Source organism: Streptomyces sp. NPDC014733, from assembly GCF_043083385.1.
Lineage (GTDB): Bacteria > Actinomycetota > Actinomycetes > Streptomycetales > Streptomycetaceae > Streptomyces.
This window is the reverse complement of the sequence record NZ_JBIBYO010000002.1, coordinates 321,513-338,206: the sequence shown is the minus strand read 5'-3', so window position 1 is coordinate 338,206 and position 16,694 is coordinate 321,513. Positions and strand designations below refer to the sequence as shown.

Here is a 16,694-nt window from a genome sequence, read left to right as displayed (position 1 = left end):
CCGGATCAGCTGTTGATCAGCGAGCGCAGGACGTACTGCAGGATGCCGCCGTTGCGGTAGTAGTCCGCCTCGCCGGGGGTGTCGATGCGGACGACCGCGTCGAACTCCACGCCGGAGTCGGTGGTGACCTTGACCGTACGCGGGGTGGTGCCGTCGTTCAGCTCGGTGACGCCGGTGACCGAGAAGGTCTCCTCACCGGTCAGGCCCAGCGACTCGGCGGACGCGCCCTCGGGGAACTGCAGCGGCAGGACGCCCATGCCGATGAGGTTCGAGCGGTGGATGCGCTCGTACGACTCGGCGATGACGGCCTTGACGCCGAGGAGCGCGGTGCCCTTGGCGGCCCAGTCACGGGAGGAGCCGGAGCCGTACTCCTTGCCGGCCAGGATGACCAGCGGGGTACCGGCGGCCTGGTAGTTCTGCGACGCGTCGTAGATGAACGAGACCGGCGCGCCCTCCTGGGTGAAGTCGCGGGTGAAGCCGCCCTCGGTGCCCGGCGCGATCTGGTTGCGCAGGCGGATGTTGGCGAAGGTGCCACGGATCATGATCTCGTGGTTACCGCGGCGCGAGCCGTAGCTGTTGAAGTCGCGGCGCTCCACACCGTGCTCGGTGAGGTACTTGCCGGCCGGGGTGTCGGCCTTGATGGCGCCGGCGGGCGAGATGTGGTCGGTGGTGACCGAGTCGCCCAGCTTGGCGAGGACGCGGGCGCCCGCGATGTCGCTGACCGCCGACGGCTCCATGGCCATGCCCTCGAAGTACGGGGGCTTGCGGACGTAGGTCGACTCGCCGTCCCACTCGAAGGTGTCGCCGGTCGGGATCGGCAGGGCCTGCCACTGGGCGTCGCCCGCGAAGACGTCCTCGTAGGACTTGTTGAACATGTCCTCGCCGATGGCGTTCGCCACGACGTCGTTGACCTCGGCCTCGGTGGGCCAGATGTCCTTGAGGAAGACCGGCTTGCCGTCCTGGTCGGTGCCGAGCGCCTCCTCGGTGATGTTGATCTTCATCGAACCGGCCAGCGCGTACGCGACGACCAGCGGCGGGGACGCCAGGTAGTTCATCTTGACGTCGGGGTTGATCCGGCCCTCGAAGTTCCGGTTGCCGGAGAGGACCGAGGTGACCGCGAGGTCGTGGTCGTTGACGGCCTTGGAGACCTCTTCCGGCAGCGGGCCGGAGTTGCCGATGCAGGTGGTGCAGCCGTAGCCGACGAGGTTGAAGCCGACCTTGTCGAGGTACGGCGTCAGACCGGCCTTGTCGAAGTAGTCGGTGACGACCTTCGAGCCCGGGGCGAGGGTGGTCTTGACCCACGGCTTGCGGGTCAGGCCCTTCTCCACGGCCTTCTTCGCGACCAGCGCGGCGGCGACCATGACGTACGGGTTCGAGGTGTTGGTGCAGGAGGTGATGGCCGCGACCGTCACCGCACCGTGGTCGATCTCGTAGGTCGAGCCGTCGGGGGCGGTGACGGTGACCGGGTTCGAGGGGACGCCGTCCGAGGCGGCCGGGGCGTCGGAGGCCGGGAAGGACTCCTCGCCGGCCTCGTCGGCGGTGGCGACGTAGTTGCGGACGTCCAGCTTGAACTGCTCGGCGGCGTTGGCGAGGACGATGCGGTCCTGCGGACGCTTCGGGCCGGCGATCGACGGGACGACCGTGGAGAGGTCGAGCTCCAGCTTCTCGGAGAAGTCGGGCTCGGCGGCCGGGTCGAGCCAGAGGCCCTGCTCCTTGGCGTACGCCTCGACGAGCGCGACCTGCTGGGCGTCACGGCCGGTCAGACGCAGGTAGTTCAGGGTCTCGTCGTCGATCGGGAAGATCGCGGCGGTGGAGCCGAACTCCGGCGACATGTTGCCGATGGTGGCGCGGTTGGCCAGCGAGGTGGCGGCGACGCCCTCACCGTAGAACTCGACGAACTTGCCGACGACACCGTGCTTGCGCAGCATCTCGGTGATGGTCAGCACGAGGTCGGTGGCGGTGGTGCCGGCGGGCAGCTCACCGGTCAGCTTGAAGCCGACGACGCGCGGGATCAGCATGGAGACCGGCTGGCCGAGCATGGCGGCCTCGGCCTCGATGCCGCCGACGCCCCAGCCCAGGACGCCCAGGCCGTTGACCATCGTGGTGTGCGAGTCGGTGCCGACCAGGGTGTCGGGGTAGGCCTGACCGCCTCGGACCATGACGGTCCGGGCCAGCTTCTCGATGTTGACCTGGTGGACGATGCCGGTGCCCGGGGGGACGACCTTGAACTCGTCGAAGGCGGTCTGGCCCCAGCGCAGGAACTGGTAGCGCTCGCGGTTGCGGCCGTACTCCAGCTCGACGTTCTGGGCGAAGGCGTCGTTGGTGCCGAACTTGTCGGCGATGACGGAGTGGTCGATGACCAGCTCGGCCGGGGCCAGCGGGTTGATCTTCGCCGGGTCGCCGCCCAGCTCCTTGACGGCCTCACGCATGGTGGCGAGGTCGACGACGCAGGGGACGCCGGTGAAGTCCTGCATGATCACGCGGGCCGGCGTGAACTGGATCTCCTGGCTGGGCTGGGCCTGGGAGTCCCATCCGCCCAGCGCCCGGATGTGGTCGGCGGTGATGTTCGCGCCGTCCTCGGTGCGGAGCAGGTTCTCCAGCAGCACCTTCAGGCTGTAGGGCAGACGGGCGGAGCCCTCCACCTTGTCCAGCCGGAAGATCTCGTACGACTCGTCGCCCACCTGCAGCGTGCTGCGGGCGTCGAAGCTGTTCGCCGACACGACAGTCTCCTTCATGCATGAATTCGCGCGTACCACCGCATCCTGCCGTCGCAGGTCCGCACCGATCCGGTAAGGTAAGCCTTAGTTAGGCATGCCTCACTGGCGCGGCGGCGGTACGCCTCTGGGCAGATATCTCGATGTCGAGATAACTCTAGTACATCGCCGCGACCTGGTCATGCCCCGGCGGGGCCCGTTACCGCATCGCGCCTCCCGCCGCGACCACGAACGTAGGCCCGGGACCGGGCGTGCGCGCGCAGAAGGGGCTGTTCGGGTCGGGCCCCGGGAGCGCCCGCCGTACCGCACATCCGCCGGACAGGGGCGCGGCACGGGCGGTAGGTTCGGTCCGCCGCCCGGCCGGGTGCCGCACCCGCGGCGCGCCGGGGACGGGCCGGGAACGGGGGCACCCATGACCGTCGAACGGATCGATCCGCCGCGCACCGGCGGCGAGCGGGAGACGCTCCGCGCCTCTCTCGACTTCCACCGCGCCACGCTCGCCATGAAGTGCGCGGGCCTGACGGACGACCAGCTGCGCCGCCCGGCCAGTCCGCCCTCGACGCTCTCACTGCTCGGGCTGGTGCGGCACCTGGCCGAGGTGGAGCGGGCGTGGTTCCGGCGGGTGGTGGACGGCGAGGACGTCCCGCTGCTCTGGTCGCCGGAGGGCGACTTCCAGGCGGCGTACGAGGCGCGGGGCGCGACGCGGGCGGAGGCGTTCGCCGCCTGGGAGGCGGAGGTGGCGCACGCCCGCCGGATCGAGGCGGCGGCGCCCTCCCTCGACACCGCCTACCACGCGGCCCGGTGGGGCGAGGACGTGTCGCTGCGGACGGTGATGCTGCATCTGATCCACGAGTACGCGCGTCACAACGGCCACGCCGACCTCCTGCGCGAGGCCGTGGACGGGACCACCGGGGTCTGATCCCTAGCTCCCGTCGTACGGACAGGTCAGCGCGGAGCCAGACCCTGGCGCACCACGCCGACGATCTCGTCGTCGGTCAGCCCGAGCCGCCGCGCCTCGGCGATGAGACGGTCGGCCGCCTCGCCGAGGCGCGCCCGGGCCGGGGACGCGAGGCCGGTGACCACCGCGCCGCGGCCACGGCGGAGTTCGATCAGCCCCTCCTCCTTCAGGCGCTGGTAGCCGCGGAGGACGGTGTGGACGTTGACGCCGAGCGAGGCGGCCAGCTCCCGGCCGGCGGGCAGGCGCTCGCCCGCGCGGACCGAGCCGTCGGCGATGGCGCCGCGGACCGCGGCGGCGATCTGGTCACCGAGCGGTACGGCGGAGCGGGGGTCGACCCGGAACAGCACTCAGTCTCCTCGGTCCGGACGGGCGCGGTCGAGCAGGGTGTTGAGCAGCGCGGCGGCGGTCGCCGCGTCGTCGACCGTCACCACGAATTCCCGGCCGCTGCGCAGCCGCAGGACGATCCCCTCACCCGATCGGAGCACCAGCCCGCTGCGGTGTGCGCGGACGCGGTAGCCCCAGCCGCCGAACTCGGCGAAGGGTTCGACATTTCTGCAGGTGGCCTCGGTGACCCGGTCGAGGGGGATGCGGCGGAAAGCGTACGGCAGCAGCGCGGGCGCGAGGGCCAGCCCGCGCCCGTCGACGGTCACCCGCACCGAGGCCAGCACCCCGGCCGACGCGCCCGCCAGACCCAGCGCGACACCGGCGAACGGCCCGGCGACGAACCCGAGATACAGCCCGGCGCAGCAGGTGACCAGGCCGACGACGGCGAGCAGCGGGGAGCCGGCCGTACGGCTCCATCCGGCGCGCTCCTCCGCCGCCAGCGGCAGGCGCGGCGCGTCCTGCGGGCCGGACGGCTCCGGGCGCGGCCGCGGGCCCCCGAGCCACAGTCCGACGGCGCCCGCGAGCAGCCCGGCGGCGAGCGCCGGAAGCAACTGCCACAGCGGCAGCCGGGCCGCCTCGGCCCGCCCCGCACCGGCGTTGGCCAGCAGCGTCAGACAGGCCGGGACGGCGACGGCGGCGGCCAGGGCCCAGCCGGCGGCGAGCATCCAGGGCGCGGCCGGGGCCAGCCGCCGCACGCGGGCGAGGACAGCGCCGCCGATCCCCAGGACCAGCAACGCCAGGACGATGCCGAGAACGAACCCGTGGACCGAGGAGAAGCCGTTCGCGGCGCCGTCGGCACCGAAATGGGTGGCGAGCGGATCCGGCAACCGGTCGGCAGTCTGGTGATGGACGCCGACGACGACGGCGACCGCGACCAGGAAGGGGAACGCGGCGATCGCGACCCGCAGGGTGTCGGCCGGGGGACGGGTGAAGGGAGTGGCAGGGTTCATGTCAACCTCCAGTTATTCGCATAGTAGTAGAACAACTAGCGAAAATGAACACATCTCATATCTGAGATACGGTCATGTCATGGCAGACGACTACCTCGAACGCATCGGCCGGCTGATCCGTGACGCCCGACAGCACCGCGGTTGGACACAGACGCAGCTCGCCGACGCTCTCGGCACCAGCCAGAGCGCGGTCAACCGCATCGAACGCGGCAACCAGAACATCAGCCTTGAGATGATCGCCCGCATCGGCGAGGCCCTCGACAGCGAAATCGTGTCGCTCGGCTTCCCCGGACCGATGCATCTGCGCGTGGTCGGCGGCCGCCGGCTCTCCGGCTCCATCGCGGTGAAGACCAGCAAGAACGCCTGCGTTGCGCTGCTCTGTGCCGCACTCCTCAATGCGGGCCGCACCACCCTGCGCCGGGTCGCCCGGATCGAGGAGGTCTACCGCATCCTCGAAGTGCTCAACAGCATCGGCGTGCGCACCCGCTGGATCAACGACGGCAACGACCTGGAGATCGTGCCGCCCGCCGAACTGGACCTCGCCTCGATGGACACCGAGGCGGCCCGCCGCACCCGCAGCGTCATCATGTTCCTCGGCCCGCTGCTGCACCGCATGGACCACTTCCGGCTGCCGTACGCGGGCGGTTGCGACCTCGGCACCCGTACGGTCACCCCGCACATGACGGCGCTGCGCCACTTCGGGCTGGAGATCACCGCGACCGACGGTGTCTACCTCGCCGAGGTCGACCGCACCGTCACCCCGCGCCGCGCGATCGTCCTGACCGAACGCGGCGACACCGTCACCGAGAACGCGCTGCTGGCCGCCGCCCGCCACGACGGCACCACCGTCATCCGCAACGCCTCCTCCAACTACATGGTCCAGGACCTCTGCTTCTTCCTGGAGGAGCTGGGCGTACGGGTCGAGGGCGTCGGCACCACCACGCTCACCGTGCACGGCGTCGCCCACATCGACCGCACCGTCGACTACGCGCCCTCCGAGGACCCGGTCGAGGCGATGAGCCTGCTGGCCGCCGCCGTCGTCACCGAGTCCGAACTCACCATCCGGCGCGTCCCGGTGGAGTTCCTGGAGATCGAGCTGGCGGTCCTGGAGGAGATGGGCCTCGACCACGAGCGCAGCGCGGAGTACCCCGCCGACAACGGCCGCACCCGGCTGATCGACCTGACGGTGCGCCCGTCCAAACTCCAGGCGCCGCTGGACAAGATCCACCCGATGCCGTTCCCCGGCCTCAACATCGACAACGTCCCGTTCTTCGCGGCCATCGCCGCCGCCGCACAGGGCCAGACCCTCATCCACGACTGGGTCTACGACAACCGCGCCATCTACCTCACCGACCTCAACCGCCTCGGCGCTCAGGTCAAGTTGCTCGACCCGCACCGCGTCCTGGTCGACGGCTCCACCCGCTGGCGCGCGGCCGAGATGATGTGCCCCCCGGCCCTGCGCCCCGCCGTCGTCGTCCTCCTCGCCATGATGGCCGCCGAGGGCACCTCGGTCCTGCGCAACGTCTATGTCATCAACCGCGGCTACGAGGACCTGGCGGAACGCCTGAACTCGGTCGGGGCACAGATCGAGACGTTCCGGGACATCTGACGGTCTTCGGAAGCGGCGCCGCTGAACCCCTCCTGACCTACGCGCATGTGAGCCAGGAGGGGTTCGGCTCCGCCCGTGGGACTTCTCAGGGACATTTGGGCCGAGGCCGAGGGAGTATCGGCCTCTCGGGGCTGGGGGACGGATTGCCCAGCACTCCACGTGGTGGGTCATCGGGAAGATGCCGGCCTGGCCGCAGGCAGGCAAGCAGCAGGTCGGAGATGCTTTCGAGTCCCGGATGAGAGCCGCCGGGAGCCCGGAGTGTGTCCTTTCCCGTCCTGGTTCCCCGACATCTTCGGGCAGCGTCGAGCCGAGGCACGGGGCCGAGGGCGTTGCGGCTCGACCCGTGCCCGGTATCCCTCGGACTGTTGCCCAGAAGCCGGGATCACGCGGTTGCTTGGTGATCGATCCGCGGCGGACCTTGGTGCCGGACGCGCGGTGACGGGGCGTCAGCCCGGCCCAGGAGCACAGCGGGGCGGGGCCGCCGAAGCGTGTGACGTCGCCTGTCCCGGCGAACGGGCTTGTTGCACCGGGCCGGGTCTCGTCGGCCACGGGCCGCAACAGTACGGCTGTGTGTGACGGTCGTCCTGGCCGCGCAGGATGTGCGTACGGACGTCGGTGGGCGTGTGACCGGCCGCGGGCCGGCGGGCAGTAAGGGCCGTCAGCTCGTCGCACATGGCTGCCGAGCCGGCGCCGTTGGCGGAACTCCCGGGGGCAGCGGCCGGGCCGACCGCCGTCCCGTTCGGCACACGGGCCCGTCCGCGGCCCTGCCGCCCGACAGCCGGCCGGCCACCTCTCTATGCGCGGTGCCAGTTGAGCAGCAGTACGTCGGCCGCGGCGTGCAGGATCTCCGCCGCCACCCCGTCGCGCAGTTGCGTGGAGAGGCCGAGGAGGAAGCTGTGAATCATGGTGGTCACCGCGTCGACGTCGGTGCCGGCGTCGAGTTCTCCCGCGGCGACACCCCGCTCCACGCAGGCCCTGATGCGCACCCGGTCCGCCTCACGCCGTGCCGCGACAGCCGCGCACACCCCCACGTGTTCCTCCCCAGGCGCCCGCATCGTGCCGGACAGCGCGATGAGACAGCCGCTGGGGTGGGACGCGTCGGCCTGCATGTCGATCGAGCCGTGCAGCAGGCCGGCCATCGCCTCCCGCGGGCCGACCGTTTCGTCCTCGATGATGTCGAGGGTGCCGCCCGGCCCCTTCATGTAGTGCTCGACGACCCGCTTGAACAGCCCTTCCTTCGAGCCGAAGGCGCCGTACAGGCTCGCGGAGGACAGCCCGGTGGCGGCCCGTAGCTGCGCCAGCGAGGTCGCTTCGTAACCCTGCTCCCAGAACAGCAGCATCGCGGCCTCCAGTACGGCGTCCATGTCGAAGGCGCGGGGACGGCCGGCTGGCGGCATGGGGACCTCCTGCATCTGCGTGGGCGACGAGCGTTCCGGTACGGGGAGCGCTTCCCTGCCCCCATATTGGACCAACCGCTCCACAAAACGCCAAGCACCGGAGCAGCCGGACGCCGATGACGCACAGTGACCCTGATCACTCATGGATCAATCGATCCAAAATGACTTGACCGGCACGCCGGGCCGGGGCGAGCATTCCGGCATGATCGATCCAGAATTCAGGAAAGGCGGCACCGGCACCCGCCCCACGCTGAGCCGCGCGATGGTGCTGTTGCTGGCGGTGACGTGCGGCGCCGCGGTCGCGAACATCTACTACGCGCAACCGCTGCTACCCGTCGTCTCCGAGGCGCTGGGGGTCTCCGCGGGGGCCGGAGGTCTGATCGTCACCGCCTCGCAGATCGGCTACGCGCTCTCCCTCGCGCTGCTGGTGCCGTTGGGTGACGTACTGGAGCGGCGCCGACTGGTGAGCGGACTGCTCGCCCTGAGCGCCGTCGCCCTCCTCGGTGCGGCGGCCTCCCCCTCGCTTGGCGCGCTGTACGCCTCGGTCGCGCTGGTCGGAGTCACCTCCGCCGTGGCGCAGATCGTGGTGCCGATGGCCGCCTCGCTGGCCGCCGACCACGAACGCGGCGCGGTGGTGGGCACCGTCATGAGCGGCCTGCTCATCGGCATCATGCTCGCGCGGACGGTCGCCGGGGTGCTGGCCGAGTTCGGCGACTGGCGGCTGGTGTTCGTCTTCGCCGCGTCCGTCATGGTGGTGCTGGCGGTCACCCTGCGCCTGGTCCTGCCCCTCGTACCCCCGGCGGCGAAGACGCCCTACCCCCGGCTGCTGCACTCGGTGGCGACGCTGGTGCGCACCGAGTCGCTGCTGCGCAGGAGCATGGCGCTGGCCGCGGTCGGCATGGGCGCCTTCACGGTCCTGTGGACCGCCTCCTCGTTCCTGCTGGCCGGCCCCACCTACGGGTACGGTCCGGCGGTCATCGGCCTGTTCGGTCTGGTCGGGGTCGTCGGGGCCGCCGGCGCGTCGGTGGCGGGCCGCCTCGCGGACCGCGGTCGCGCCCGCCAGGTGACCACCGGCGGCCTGATCGTCCTGACGGGCAGCTGGGGCGTGCTCGTCCTCGCCGGCCGGGGAGGCCCGCTCGGCCTGGGCGCGCTGATGATCGGCATCGTGGCACTCAACCTGGCGCAGCAGGCGCTGCTGATCAGCCACCAGAGCGTCCTGTACCGCCGCGTCCCGCACGCACGCAGCCGGGTCACCACGGCCCTCATGGTGTCCGCCTTCGCCGGCAGCACCGTCGCATCCGCCCTGACGGCCGCCCTGTACCCGCTCGTGGGCTGGGCAGGGGTCTCCGGGCTCGGAGCGCTGATCGCGCTGGCCGGCCTCGCGATCTGGTCCCTGGAACTGCTCCGCCCCAGCCCCGCCGAACCGCTCGCGGGTCCTTCCGCGAACGAGAACGCCCACGCGGCCGGGTGGCCCGGGTCGGAGTCGCCTTCGGCATGGACGTCGTCGCCTGGAGCGCCCACCTCGACACCGGGCATGCGAGAGCGCTGGGCGTCACCCCCGTCAGCAGACGGGAGTTGCTGGCCACCTCGGACGTGGTGACGCTCCACGTCCGGCTCTCCCCCCGCACCACCGGCCTCATCGGCGCCGACGAACTCGCCCTCATGCGGCCGGACGCGCTGCTGGTCAACACCTCCCGGGCACCCGTCGTCGACGAGGAGGCGCTGCTGGCCGCGCTGCACGCCGGAACGCTGGGCGGAGCCGCCCTGGACGTCCACTTCACCGAGCCGCTGCCCGCCGGTTCGCCGTGGCGCAGCGCTCCGCGAACCGTTCTCACCCCGCACCTGGGCTACGTCACCACCGGCGCCTACGAGACCTTCTACCGCGACGCGCTCGGCGACATCCTGGCCTACGCCGCCGGCGAACCCGTCCGCGTACTCGCCCCGTGAGCGGACCACGCCCCACCACCGCCACGCCCGACCAAGGAAAGAGACAAACCATGACCACCAGCCGGCAGACCACCATCAGCGCGCAGAGCGCCACCGCCCGCCCACGGCCCGGTTCCGCCGACGCTTCGGGGGGCCGCATGCCACGCCTGTGGACGCGGACGCTGGGCGATCTCACCCTCACCTACGTTCCCGACGCGGGCGTCCACATGATCCCCACCCGGGTCTACCCCGCCTCCGCCGACGAGGACTGGACGGACCACGGTCCCCACATGACGGACGCGGGCCACCTGGCGATGGGATGCGGCGCGCTGCTCGTCGAGCGCCGTGGGAAGCGCCTGCTCCTGGACGCCGGCCACGGCCGCATCTCGGGCGAGGACCCGGAACACTTCCAGCACGGCTTCGACCACGTGCAGGCCCTTCCCGAGCACCTGGAACGCCTGGGCGTCGACCCGAGGAGGCTGGAGACGGTCGCCTTCACCCACCTGCACGACGACCACACGGGATGGGCCCGGCCGGACGCCGTCGACGACCCGCGCAGCCTGTTCCCCCACGCGCGCTGGATCGTCGGAGAAGGAGAACTCGAGGGCCTGAACACCGCCTCCGGCCCACGGCTCGCCGGACAGGGGGCGCGGACCACAGCCGTCGCCGACGGAACGGAGATCGCCGAGGGAGTACGCGCCTGGGCGCTGCCCGGACACACCACCGGGCACACGGCCTACATCCTCGACACCGGTGACGGCCGCCGGGTCGTGGCCTTCGGCGACGCCATGCACTCCCCCGTCCAGATCCAGCACCCCGACTGGCAGGTCGTCCTCGACCACGACCGTGCCCGGGCCGAGCACTCACGCCGCCGGCTCGTGCAGTTCCTGGCCCGGGACGACGTCTACGGATTCGGCGTGCACTTCGCCGACCAGCAACTCGGCACGGTCGACAGCACCGGCCACTGGCGCCCCTGGGACGACGAGAGGGACGAGCGGTGAGCTTCGGCGGCCTCGACGACGGGGGCGAACCGGAAGCCGCCGGTGGTCCTGGTCGTGGACCCGTTCCCGGAGCCGCACCGAGGTCTTCACGGCGTCGTCGAGGTAGTGGGTTTTGTCGACGGCGTTGCCGTTGGCCTTGGTGTTTCCTTCAGGGGCTGGCCGCGGTCGGTGTGGGCCCCCTCACTCGGCGGCCACGGTCGCCTGCCACGCGCCCGGGCGCTTGCCTGTGGCCCTGTGGAAGAACACCGAGAAGTTGGACGCGTCGGGGAAACCGAGCATGTCGGCGCAGCGGGCGGCGGTGAGGCGGTCGTGTGCGAGGAGCCGTTTGGCTTCCAGGGTGATCCGTTCGACGATGTACGCCTTCGCGGTGCGGCCGGTGGCCTGCTGCACCGCTCGCGAGAGGGTGCGGGGCGCGTATCCCAGCGCACGGGCGTAGTAGCCGGCGTCGTGGTGTTGCCGGAAGTGCGCTTCGACGCTGGAGCGGAACATCCGGAACGCCGGAGGGGTGAGGCGTGCTTCGGCGTGCGGTGGGTGCAGTCGGGTGATGAGCGCGGAGAGCAGGATTTCGGGCAGCTCTGTCCGGGAGTCACCGGGTGGGGCGGATGCTTCGAGGAGGAGATGGCTGCGCGCCGTGTCGACGAAGGGCCAGTCGGCGTCGGGGATGCTCCAGTGCGCGGCCGGGTCAGGGGAGGCGACCAGTTCCCGGGTGGCGTGGGTGACCGGCGCGGTCGGCACGAACAGCACGAGGTGCCCTGCCACGTCGGCGATGTCGTCCCACCGGTGCACGGCGCCGGGTGGAATCCACACCGCGGACCGGTCTTGGAGCGGGTGGTGGCGGAAATCGACGGTGACTGAGCCGGGTCCGGTGTCGATGACGGCGAGGACGTGGAAGTCGGCGCGCTGCGTGCCGCCGTCGTTCAGCTCGCGAAGGCGGCCGAACGTCATGGTCTCGACCGAGGCGGCGGGGCGTCCCGCAGGCTGGTAGGTCATGTGCCTGATCACGTTCACCTGTCCAGTTTTCGCCATCGGGTGACCAGTCACGCCAATGCCCCCTCCGGGTGCAGAAGTTTCAATGAATGCGCAGGGAAATCGCCCTGCGCATCGAGCGGGAAGAGTCATCATGGACACGACACAGCAGACGCTACTGCCCACTTACGACCATCGGCCCGGGACCGGACCGACTCTGGTGTTCCTGCACTATTGGGGCGGTTCCGCCCGCACCTGGGACCTCGTCGTCGACCGCCTGCCGGGCCGTGACGTGCTCACGGTCGACTTCCGCGGGTGGAGCCGGTCGAGCGCTCTGCCCGGTCCCTACACGCTCGGTCAGCTCGCCGACGACACGCTCGCCGTGCTCGCGGACGCGGGGGTCACCGACTACGTCCTGGTGGGGCATTCGATGGGCGGCAAGGTCGCGCAACTGGTCGCGGCCGCCCGGCCCGCCGGCCTGCGCGGCATGGTTCTCGTCGGCTCCGGCCCGGCGAAGCCTGCCGCACAGGTCACTCCCGAGTACCAGGAAGCCCTGTCGCACGCCTACGACTCCGCCGAGTCCGTGGCCGGGGCACGGGATCGCGTCCTCACCGCGACCGAACTGCCCGCGTCGGTCAAGGCGCAGATCGTGACCGACTCGCGGACCGTCACCGACGCCGCCCGCACCGAGTGGCCGCTGCACGGCATCGCCCAGGACATCACCGAACACACCCGCATGATCAGCGTGCCCGTTCTCGTCGTCGCCGGAGAAGACGACCAGGTGGAGCCCGTCGGCGTGCTCCGCGACAACCTGGTGCCCTACCTCTCCCACCCCGACTTCGTGGTGGTCCCCCACACCGGTCACCTGATCCCGCTGGAAGCCCCGGCCGGCCTCGTCGGCGCCCTCACCGCATTCGCGCCGGCGGCCTGACCGTCCCGCGGCCCGACGACGGGCTGCTCCCCTGATCACCCGCCCCACGGGGCCGGGACGGGCCCTGCCGCGTTGCACCGCAACCGACAGATCTGCTTGTACACCGGCCGCACAGCGGCCGGCACCGCATCGTGGACGACCGAGCCGGCCGCGCGGGGTTCCGGGGCAACGTGGTGATCGGCGTTCGTCACGCACCAGTCGCCTCCCCGTCTCACGCCCCCTACGGGCCCGGCGACCCCCTTCTCGTGACATCTCGCGGGAGGCCCTCAACTCGATGTTCCAGACCAAAGTCATCGCGATTCCCGTGCCCGGCAAGCATCCCGTCAACGCCTGCCTGCTGCGGGCCGACAACCGATCGTCGTCGACGTCGGAACACCACCCGGCAGCGCCCAGAGGCCGCGACACCTGAGGAAGGGAGGGGCCGGCAGCTGGTCGATGAACCACCCCGGCACCCCCGCCCCCCACCGAACTTACGAGAAGATCAGTAGTGTCGAACGGATGAGAGTGATGGACGGTAGGTGGCACGGGTGGTGCACCGATGCCGGGTTGCTCGTGCTGACATTTCTGCCCGCGCTTCTGTCGCAGCCGTACGTGGACGCCTCTGGACCGGCTTGGACGTCGCTGACGGTGTACGAGGCGGTCGGCGTGGTGGTCCTACTGCTGCGGCGGCGGCTGCCGGCCACCGCCTTCGTCGTAGGTTTCGGGGCTCTTCTGGCGGCACTGGTGTGGAGTGCGGGCGAGGGGGCCAAGCTGTCACCGCTGGTCTTCCTGCCGTCGGCGGTGCTGCTCTACAGCCTGGGCCATCACGGTGCGAGCTGGAGGCGGACGGTGTCGGCGGTGGCGGGCGTCGCCGTGCTGGGCGTGGCGGGTCTGTGGCTGAACCGGATGACGACCGATTCCAGTGACTTCCGGGGCGGTCTGGACGTCCTCGCCGCGCTGGCCCCGATGCCACTGGCCTGGGTAATGGGGTTCGCCGCACGGACGCGGCAGGCGCTGATGGCAGCGGCGGAGCAGCGGGCCGCCGACGCCCGCCGGGCGCAGGCTCTGGAGGCGGCGCAGGCCGCGCAGCGTGAGCGTTCGCGGATCGCCGGCGAGATGCACGATGTGGTCGCCCACTCGCTGACCCTGCTTGTCGTGCACGCGGAGACGTTGCGGGCCCGCGGTGGCGAGTTGCCCGACTGGGCCCGTGCCCAGGTCGACGGGCTGGCGGCGGCGGGCCGGCAGAGCGGCGGTGAGCTGCGGGATCTGCTGCGGATGCTGCGTGATCCCGCGGACGCGGCCCCGCTCCGGCCGGCGCCTGACCTCGCCGAACTGGACACGTTGCTGGACGGCCACCGTGCCACGGGAGGAACAGCCGAACTGACGATGGATCTCTCGCCGGAGGCTGTGCCGGGAGCGGTGCAGCTGGCGGGTTACCGTGTCGTGCAGGAGGCACTGGTCAACGCGCGTCGGCACGCGCCCGGGGCCCCTGTCCGGGTGACTGTCGCGTCAGTCGCGGGACAGCTGCGGTGCGAGGTGGTGAACGGTCCCGCCGCGCGGCGTGGCGCGGCCGATGCGGGCATCGGACTTGGTCTGGAGAGCATGGACCATCGCGTAGGTGCGCTGGGCGGCGATCTCACTGCAGGCCCGAGCGGCGACGGCGGCTTTCGCGTGGTGGCCACGATGCCGTTGGAGGGTGGCGGTGACTGAGCAGATCAGCGTGCTCGTCGTGGATGACGAGCCGGTCATCCGCGCCGGGCTGAGCGCCATCCTGGACAGCCAGGCGGACATCACCGTGGCGGGCACCGCCGACGACGGCGAGTACGCCGTCGAGGCGTGCGCACGGCTACGGCCGGATGTGCTGCTGATGGACGTCCGTATGCCGCGCCGCGACGGCCTGTGGGCACTGGCCGAGCTCCAGCGGCGTGGACTGACCGGGCCGGGGCGCAGCCAGGTGCTCATGCTGACAACGTTCGACCTGGACGAATACGTGGACGACGCGCTCGCCGCCGGGGCGTCCGGCTTTCTCTTGAAGAACAGTTCGTACGAGGAGCTGACCGGGGCCGTACGCGCCGCGGCGGCCGGCCACAGCACCCTGAGCCCCGCGGTGACCCGCCGGATCATCGAGGGCCATCTCCGTGGCCGGCGGCATCCCGGCGACCATGAGCTGGCGCGGCTGAGGACCCTTACCGGGCGCGAGACCGACGTGCTGCGTCTGATCCGCGACGGCCTGAGCAACGCCGAGATCGCCGACCGGCTCGTGCTGAGCCTGCACACGGTGAAGACACACGTCAGCCGTGTGCTCACGAAGACCGGCTGTCAGAGCAGGGCGCAGGCTGCGGTGCTGGCCAGGAACACCTTGTCCTGACCCGTCCCCGGCGGGCCGGACGGCGCGGCGCCGTCCACCATGGGGTCATTCCTTGGAGTGACCCGGTGTCGGAGGGAAGCCCTCCACCGAGCGATGTGCCAGGGGGGCGCCGCTGGCTGAATGGTCGCTGTGCGCGGAGCCTTCGAACGCCTTCAACGGGGTGAACGCCGGGTCCCTCCACGCACGGAGCAACTGCCACGCGCCGAAGGGAACTGCCATGTCCGCACCCACGCCGTCTCGCCGTCACCGAGTTCTTCGAGGGGCGCTGACCCTGGCGTTGGCCACCTGCCTGGGCGCGGTGTGCGTCAGCTGCTCGGACGACGGGCAAGACGCGGCCGAACCCATGGCCGGGCGGGATACGGCGGACACGGCGGCAGCCGGGCGCCTGAGCGTCCTCGCGCAGAAGGCGGCCGACGCCGGCTCCCTGGGCGTCATCGTCCGGATCGACCGCGGCGACGGGAAGCCTGTCGAGATCGCCCGCCAGGCCGCCTGGACGAAGAACGACCACCGCCTCGCCGTCGGCGACCGGTTCCGGGTCGGGTCCAACACCAAGACGCTCACCGCTACGCTCGTCCTGCAACAGGTCGCCGAGAAGAGGATCGGCCTCGACGACACGGTCGAGAAGTGGCTGCCCGGACTGGTCAAGGGCGGTGAGCACATCACCGTACGGATGCTGCTCACCCACACCAGCGGCCTGGGAGACTTCCTGCTGACACCCCAGTTCCTGCCCTCGCTCACCGGTCAGGAGCAGCGCACATGGAAGCCGGAGGAACTTCTCGCCGTCACTCCCGAGCAGGACCCGCCGACCGTGCCGGGCGAGAAATACTCTTACAGCAACGCCAACTACGAGGCTCTCGGGCTGATCTTGGAGAAGGCCACCGGGAGCAGCCTGGCAGAGCTGATCGAGCAGAAGATCACCAAGCCGCTCGGCATGAAGGACTCCTTTCTGGCCACGGACGCAGCCTGGCCCGCCGGGAAACGCCACGCGACCGGCTACGAGCCGGATGCCAAGCGATTGAAGGCCCTGCTTTCCGGGACCGTTAACCTGCCCGAGGGCGTCGGATTCGCCGGGTCCGAACGCCCCGGGGACAACATCGACACCGCCGCCATCGACCCGAGCTGGTCGTGGGCGGCAGGCGGTATGGTCTCCACCGCGCGGGACTGGCAGCGCTTCCTCACCGCGCTCATGTCCAGCCGGTTGCTGCCCGAGGCCCAGATGAAGCAGATGCGCACCACCGTGGCCGCCCCCGAGGAAGGCGGAGCGTACGGTCTGGGCCTGATGAAGGTGGACACGCCCTGCGGCACGGTCTGGGGGCACACCGGCGGCCTGCCCGGCTACTCCAGCGAGATCTACACCGACGCCACCGGCATCCGTAGCGTCGCGGTCTTCACCCTCACGAACTTCGGCATCAAGGAGAAGAAGGCCGCGACCGCGAACAAGGCCCTCGTCGACGCGGCCACCTGTCAGATGCTGGGCAACCCGCAGCCCTCGAACAGGACGACCGCATGAC

At 71.0% G+C, this 16,694-nt stretch carries 15 protein-coding genes and 1 pseudogene; 10 read left to right on the top strand and 6 right to left on the bottom strand.

Going from position 1 to position 16,694, the window contains the following annotated elements:
- Positions 1-5: 5 nt before the first annotated feature.
- A complete protein-coding gene (gene acnA / locus ACF1BH_RS06245; RefSeq protein ID WP_391641232.1) occupies positions 6-2,720 on the bottom strand; it encodes an aconitate hydratase AcnA in 2,715 nt (904 codons plus the stop codon).
- Between the two features lie 406 nt (positions 2,721-3,126).
- On the opposite strand from acnA, the gene ACF1BH_RS06240 reads away from it, so the two are divergent.
- Positions 3,127-3,633, top strand: coding sequence for a DinB family protein (locus ACF1BH_RS06240; RefSeq protein ID WP_391641231.1), 507 nt, complete (start codon positions 3,127-3,129; stop codon positions 3,631-3,633).
- Between the two features lie 26 nt (positions 3,634-3,659).
- Here ACF1BH_RS06240 and ACF1BH_RS06235 read toward each other — a convergent pair whose 3' ends face one another.
- Positions 3,660-4,019 (bottom strand): GntR family transcriptional regulator, encoded by a 360-nt coding sequence (locus tag ACF1BH_RS06235; RefSeq protein WP_391641230.1) that lies wholly within the window; start codon positions 4,017-4,019, stop codon positions 3,660-3,662.
- Positions 4,020-5,006, bottom strand: coding sequence for a DUF1648 domain-containing protein (locus ACF1BH_RS06230; RefSeq protein WP_391641229.1), 987 nt, complete (start codon positions 5,004-5,006; stop codon positions 4,020-4,022).
- Between the two features lie 79 nt (positions 5,007-5,085).
- On the opposite strand from ACF1BH_RS06230, the gene ACF1BH_RS06225 reads away from it, so the two are divergent.
- Positions 5,086-6,615 (top strand): helix-turn-helix domain-containing protein, encoded by a 1,530-nt coding sequence (locus ACF1BH_RS06225; RefSeq protein WP_391641228.1) that lies wholly within the window; start codon positions 5,086-5,088, stop codon positions 6,613-6,615.
- A 402-nt stretch (positions 6,616-7,017) separates the two neighbouring features.
- Here ACF1BH_RS06225 and ACF1BH_RS06220 read toward each other — a convergent pair.
- Positions 7,018-7,164, bottom strand: a pseudogene (locus tag ACF1BH_RS06220) (transposase); the annotation flags it as partial.
- Between the two features lie 245 nt (positions 7,165-7,409).
- Entirely contained in the window at positions 7,410-8,012 is a 603-nt protein-coding gene (locus tag ACF1BH_RS06215) for a TetR/AcrR family transcriptional regulator (RefSeq protein ID WP_391641227.1), read from the bottom strand.
- A gap of 202 nt (positions 8,013-8,214) precedes the next feature.
- On the opposite strand from ACF1BH_RS06215, the gene ACF1BH_RS06210 reads away from it, so the two are divergent.
- Genes ACF1BH_RS06210 through ACF1BH_RS06200 form a run of 3 tightly spaced genes read left to right on the top strand, consistent with a single transcriptional unit; the run spans position 8,215 to position 10,939 of the window.
- Positions 8,215-9,612 (top strand): MFS transporter, encoded by a 1,398-nt coding sequence (locus ACF1BH_RS06210; protein WP_391641226.1) that lies wholly within the window; start codon positions 8,215-8,217, stop codon positions 9,610-9,612.
- Positions 9,507-9,959, top strand: coding sequence for an NAD(P)-dependent oxidoreductase (locus ACF1BH_RS06205; RefSeq protein WP_391641225.1), 453 nt, complete (start codon positions 9,507-9,509; stop codon positions 9,957-9,959). The genes ACF1BH_RS06210 and ACF1BH_RS06205 overlap by 106 nt, the downstream gene beginning before the upstream one ends.
- A gap of 50 nt (positions 9,960-10,009) precedes the next feature.
- Entirely contained in the window at positions 10,010-10,939 is a 930-nt protein-coding gene (locus ACF1BH_RS06200) for an MBL fold metallo-hydrolase (RefSeq protein ID WP_391641224.1), read from the top strand.
- A gap of 180 nt (positions 10,940-11,119) precedes the next feature.
- Here ACF1BH_RS06200 and ACF1BH_RS06195 read toward each other — a convergent pair whose 3' ends face one another.
- The gene (locus ACF1BH_RS06195) at positions 11,120-11,947 is read right to left on the bottom strand and encodes a helix-turn-helix domain-containing protein (protein WP_391641223.1); all 828 of its coding nucleotides are present in this window, start codon (positions 11,945-11,947) and stop codon (positions 11,120-11,122) included.
- A gap of 112 nt (positions 11,948-12,059) precedes the next feature.
- Here ACF1BH_RS06195 and ACF1BH_RS06190 point away from each other — a divergent pair, with 112 nt between their 5' ends.
- The 5 genes from ACF1BH_RS06190 to ACF1BH_RS06170 all read left to right on the top strand — a co-directional run bounded on the left by ACF1BH_RS06190 (position 12,060) and on the right by ACF1BH_RS06170 (position 16,693).
- Positions 12,060-12,836 (top strand): alpha/beta fold hydrolase, encoded by a 777-nt coding sequence (locus ACF1BH_RS06190; RefSeq protein WP_391641222.1) that lies wholly within the window; start codon positions 12,060-12,062, stop codon positions 12,834-12,836.
- Between the two features lie 274 nt (positions 12,837-13,110).
- Complete coding sequence (locus tag ACF1BH_RS06185; RefSeq protein ID WP_391641221.1) at positions 13,111-13,245, top strand: hypothetical protein; 135 nt, start codon at positions 13,111-13,113, stop codon at positions 13,243-13,245.
- Positions 13,246-13,343: 98 nt separating this feature from the next.
- Positions 13,344-14,525 carry a sensor histidine kinase gene (locus ACF1BH_RS06180; RefSeq protein ID WP_391641608.1) on the top strand — a complete coding sequence of 394 codons (1,182 nt, stop codon included), beginning with the start codon at positions 13,344-13,346 and terminating at the stop codon, positions 14,523-14,525.
- Positions 14,512-15,183 carry a response regulator gene (locus tag ACF1BH_RS06175; RefSeq protein WP_391641220.1) on the top strand — a complete coding sequence of 224 codons (672 nt, stop codon included), beginning with the start codon at positions 14,512-14,514 and terminating at the stop codon, positions 15,181-15,183. The genes ACF1BH_RS06180 and ACF1BH_RS06175 overlap by 14 nt, the downstream gene beginning before the upstream one ends.
- Positions 15,184-15,400: 217 nt before the next feature.
- Positions 15,401-16,693, top strand: coding sequence for a serine hydrolase domain-containing protein (locus tag ACF1BH_RS06170; RefSeq protein WP_391641219.1), 1,293 nt, complete (start codon positions 15,401-15,403; stop codon positions 16,691-16,693).
- Position 16,694: the final 1 nt, after the last annotated feature.

Bases quoted from the DNA above. Each gene is read 5' to 3' on its own strand.
- ACF1BH_RS06240 (WP_391641231.1), top strand. From the start codon at position 3,127: ATGACCGTCGAACGGATCGATCCGCCGCGCACCGGCGGCGAGCGGGAG.
- ACF1BH_RS06230 (WP_391641229.1), bottom strand. From the start codon at position 5,006: ATGAACCCTGCCACTCCCTTCACCCGTCCCCCGGCCGACACCCTGCGG.
- ACF1BH_RS06225 (WP_391641228.1), top strand. From the start codon at position 5,086: ATGGCAGACGACTACCTCGAACGCATCGGCCGGCTGATCCGTGACGCC.
- ACF1BH_RS06215 (WP_391641227.1), bottom strand. From the start codon at position 8,012: ATGCCGCCAGCCGGCCGTCCCCGCGCCTTCGACATGGACGCCGTACTG.
- ACF1BH_RS06210 (WP_391641226.1), top strand. From the start codon at position 8,215: ATGATCGATCCAGAATTCAGGAAAGGCGGCACCGGCACCCGCCCCACG.
- ACF1BH_RS06205 (WP_391641225.1), top strand. From the start codon at position 9,507: ATGGACGTCGTCGCCTGGAGCGCCCACCTCGACACCGGGCATGCGAGA.
- ACF1BH_RS06200 (WP_391641224.1), top strand. From the start codon at position 10,010: ATGACCACCAGCCGGCAGACCACCATCAGCGCGCAGAGCGCCACCGCC.
- ACF1BH_RS06190 (WP_391641222.1), top strand. From the start codon at position 12,060: ATGGACACGACACAGCAGACGCTACTGCCCACTTACGACCATCGGCCC.
- ACF1BH_RS06185 (WP_391641221.1), top strand. From the start codon at position 13,111: ATGTTCCAGACCAAAGTCATCGCGATTCCCGTGCCCGGCAAGCATCCC.
- ACF1BH_RS06180 (WP_391641608.1), top strand. From the start codon at position 13,344: ATGGACGGTAGGTGGCACGGGTGGTGCACCGATGCCGGGTTGCTCGTG.
- ACF1BH_RS06170 (WP_391641219.1), top strand. From the start codon at position 15,401: ATGTCCGCACCCACGCCGTCTCGCCGTCACCGAGTTCTTCGAGGGGCG.